This window comes from Sphingopyxis granuli NBRC 100800 (assembly GCF_001591045.1).
Classification (GTDB): Bacteria; Pseudomonadota; Alphaproteobacteria; order Sphingomonadales; family Sphingomonadaceae; genus Sphingopyxis; species Sphingopyxis granuli.
Genome location: NZ_BCUA01000155.1, coordinates 1 through 3,525, shown reverse-complemented (window position 1 = coordinate 3,525; position 3,525 = coordinate 1). Strand labels below are relative to the sequence as shown.

The 3,525-nt window shown below is 62.5% G+C and carries 3 protein-coding genes; all 3 read right to left on the bottom strand.

Annotated features, from left to right (window positions below; genetic code table 11):
• Positions 1-37 precede the first annotated feature (37 nt).
• A complete protein-coding gene (locus SGR02S_RS19040; RefSeq protein WP_067113777.1) occupies positions 38-1,042 on the bottom strand; it encodes a tyrosine-type recombinase/integrase in 1,005 nt (334 codons plus the stop codon).
• Positions 1,039-1,953, bottom strand: coding sequence for a tyrosine-type recombinase/integrase (locus SGR02S_RS19035; RefSeq protein ID WP_067113775.1), 915 nt, complete (start codon positions 1,951-1,953; stop codon positions 1,039-1,041). Before SGR02S_RS19035 ends, SGR02S_RS19040 begins: the two co-directional genes overlap by 4 nt.
• A partial coding sequence (locus SGR02S_RS19030) for a tyrosine-type recombinase/integrase (RefSeq protein ID WP_501193787.1) occupies positions 1,950-3,525 on the bottom strand: 1,576 nt, incomplete at its 5' end. The genes SGR02S_RS19030 and SGR02S_RS19035, both read right to left, overlap by 4 nt.

Genomic DNA, 3,525 nt, shown 5'->3' with positions numbered 1-3,525 from the left:
GGTTGTGGGCGATGTCGGAGGCGAGAGACCTCCGGAGCTATGCTCGTTTCCGAACGTCGTTGAGCATCATGATCAGCGGGTCAGCCGGAGGCCTGAACCGGCCTGGCTTGATCGCTGGCGAGCCGTGTGCGGCGAGGATCTGCAGCTTTTCTTCCGGGTCGGCGCGCAGGTAGGCTTCAGTGCTCTGGATGCTGGCATGGCCGAGCCAGAGCGCTACTTTGCGAATGTCGCCGGTCGCAGCGAGCGTGTGCATTGCGCAGGAATGCCGTAGCACATGAGGCGTGACCCGCTTGCGCAGCAGCGACGGCTGCTTCTTTGCCGCCGTGGCGACATGCAAGGCCAGCCTGAACGCAAATCCATCGCGCGTCATTGGCTCGCCCTTGGCGTTGAGGAATATCTCCGCCGCCTGACATGGCCGCCTGACGGCGAGCCAGGCCCGCAATGCTGCCTGCGTCTCGCGCCACAGGGGCAAGACGCGCTCGCGTCTGCCCTTGCCGATAATGTGAACCGTCGCGAGCGAGCGTTCTGGAAAGTCTTGTATCTGCAGCGACAGCAACTCGGCGACCCGCAGGCCACCGGCATAGGCAAGGTGCAGCATCGCCCGATCTCGAGTGCCCAGGCGGGACCGGGGATCAGGTGCGTCGAGCACCGCAGTAATCTCATCTCGTGTCAGATAGTCGATGAGGGTCGTGTCGGTCCGCTTTGTCGGCACGGCACGAACACGCAGCGCCAGGTCGAGGCATGCTGGGACGCGATACTCGACGTAACGGAAGAACGCCCGGATCGCCGCGAGCCGGGCATTGCGAGTTCTGGGGCTGTTCTTGCGCGCATCTTCCGTATGGTCGAGGAACGCCATGATCAGCTCGGGATCGAAATCCTGGATCGTTAGGTCAGTTGGCCTTCGCCTGAGCCGATCGGCTGCGAACCGGACCAAAAGCGCGAAGCAGTTCGCATAGGTCGTCACCGTATGCGGGCTGACATTACGCTCGCGGGGAAGATGATCCCGCAGGAACGCGGCGAGATGGGGAGCGAGCGCGGTCATGCTGCACCTCCCAGGAAAAGCTGCTCACCCGCGACAGCGATGTCGCGAAGCAGCACCGGCGTTGCTTCGAGATACCAGTATGTGTTGGCCACGTCCGTGTGGCCCAGATAGGAGCTGAGCGCTGCCATATGATGTCGGATCGCTTCCCGATCGCGAGGACAGGACTCCAGCGACCGAACGGCGAACGTGTGCCGTAGGTCATGGACGCGCATGCCGGGATCTCCGGGCGGGCCACGAAAACCCAACTCGCGCACCAATCTGACGAACATTATATAGGCGCGCGTTGTGCTGGGGGCGTGCCCTCGGATGTGAACGAACAGATCATTGCCGTGGGCGCCGAGCTTCCGCCGAACAGCGAGATAAGCCTCCAACGCCTTGCGCGTTGATGGCTGGATCGGCAGGAGGCGTTGCTTACCGAACTTCCCGTTGCGGATGATCAGACCGTCGGCGGTGAAATCCTCGCGCTGCAGTGCGAGCGCTTCGGAAAGTCGTAACCCGGTTGTTGCGAGCAGCCCGAACAAATAGTGGTAGGTGTGTGGGCTTATCTTGCCCTTGGGCGAAAGATCAAGGGCGGCCTGCATGATCGCCTGAACCTGCTCGGGCTCGATGATGTGAGGCGTCGGGCGACGTCGCTTCCCTCTCCCGAATACGCCAGCTGGGGGCACCTGATGCTGCCGATCCTCAGCATGGGCATAGAGACAGAAGCGACGTAGATGGTCGAACCTGTCCCTGGCCACGTTCTGGGAACTCGCCGACCGGCACCAATCGTAGAGCCGCTCGACTGTGACGTGCCGATCGCCGAAACCATGAGCATAGGCGGCGAAGAGTCGGAGCAATCGCTCCTGCACCTCAAACTTGCGGCCGAAACTGCGATGCAGCGCGACATACCGCTCGATCTGTGCGTTCATCATGCCCTGTCTCCGGGCCAATCTTGGGCAACCTTGAGCAGCATCGGAACGTCGACCTTGGCGTAGATGGCCGTCGTCGCTGGGGACCGATGGCGCAGGATCGTGCCGACCGACTCAAGGCCGGCGCCGGCGCGCAGCATCCGTGTGGCCAGCGAATGCCGGAAGGCGTGGGCGCCCGTCGGCACGCCTTCGATGGCGCCCCGATCCAATACACGCGCGACGATGCCGGCGATCTCAGCCGACGAACTGAACGGCCGAAAAGGAGGTTGCACCCGAACGAACAACACCTCCTCGGCGATCGGCGGGCGGGCTCGCTCGATATAATCGAGGATCGCGTCCCCGGCATCCTGTGGCAATGGCAGGCGGTCGGGCCGTCTGCTCTTGCCGCTCACCCGAAGATATCCGTCGTTCCAATCGATATCGGTCAAGCGCAACTGGCAGATATCGCCAGCCCGCAATCCGAGTCTGGCCAGTAGCAGGATGATGGCCTTGTCGCGGATCTCCACCGCGGTATCGGCCTGGCAGGACGCAATGATCTTCTCGATCGTTGCATCATCCATGTAGCGTGGCAGGCTGCCGAGACGATAGCGCCTGATCGGTGGAAAGGCGTGTTGGAGCGCCGGCTCGCACTCCCCCCGCGAGACGAGAAAACGCACATAGCTCCGCATGATGCCAGTGATGGTCGAAGCGGAACCCGGCGCCTGAGCTATGCGATGACCGACGATCCGCCTGATGATGCCCGCGTTCAGCTCCGAGGGCTTGGTCAGCTCCGGCAGCCAGTGCTTCACCTCGCCGCAATAGCGCCGGATCGTCTCGGCCGAGCTGCCGCAATGCGCCTTCAGCCACGTCTTGTAGGGGGCCAGAGCATCATCCTGGTGATCCCAGCGGTCGACTTGCGAGAGAATGTTCCGATCGCGAAGAAACCCAAGGAAGCGCCGGGCTCCCTTGCTACGGCGTAGCGGCCCGAAATGACCGACCAGCGTCCCGCGCTTGCGGTAGACCGGACAACGACAGCTGTGGCCAGCATATAGTGCAACATGATCGTCGGTGACATCCTGCCACCGCAGACGAGAAAGGCGGACCCATGCGGCAAAGTGCGCCGCTTCCGAACGGTAGCTCTTGATGACCGCGGCGCTGTAGTGCTCCTGTACCAGGAATACCGCATAATCCGCCAACAGCGTGTCCAGGCGGTCCACGTCGTCGGGCACGTCGATAACGCCCTGGTCCTCCAGGAAACGGACGAAACGCCGGACTTTACTGGTGAAGCTTGGTCGGTCAGGCTTGTGCAGGGGAAAGCCCTGACAGCGACACCGATGCTTCTCGAAACGTCGGACGACAGCGTCATCGACGGTCGATACCGCGATGCCCTGTTGGCCGATCCAGAACAGGAAATGGCGAGCGGCAGCTTTGTAAAGCGCTGCTGATCCTGCCGCACTCCCCAGAAGAGAAGAGTGGAAGGCGGTGGATAGAGCTTCTGAGGTGGGAGCGTCTCCCGTCCAGGGCTTGGGCCGTCCGTACGAAACGACCGTCTTTGGCAACGTCATAGATCCTCCAGCTTGTTGGTGCTGGGGGCAC

Coding starts and splice junctions, on each gene's coding strand:
- SGR02S_RS19040 (WP_067113777.1), bottom strand. CDS start 1,042: ATGACCGCGCTCGCTCCCCATCTCGCCGCGTTCCTGCGGGATCATCTT.
- SGR02S_RS19035 (WP_067113775.1), bottom strand. CDS start 1,953: ATGATGAACGCACAGATCGAGCGGTATGTCGCGCTGCATCGCAGTTTC.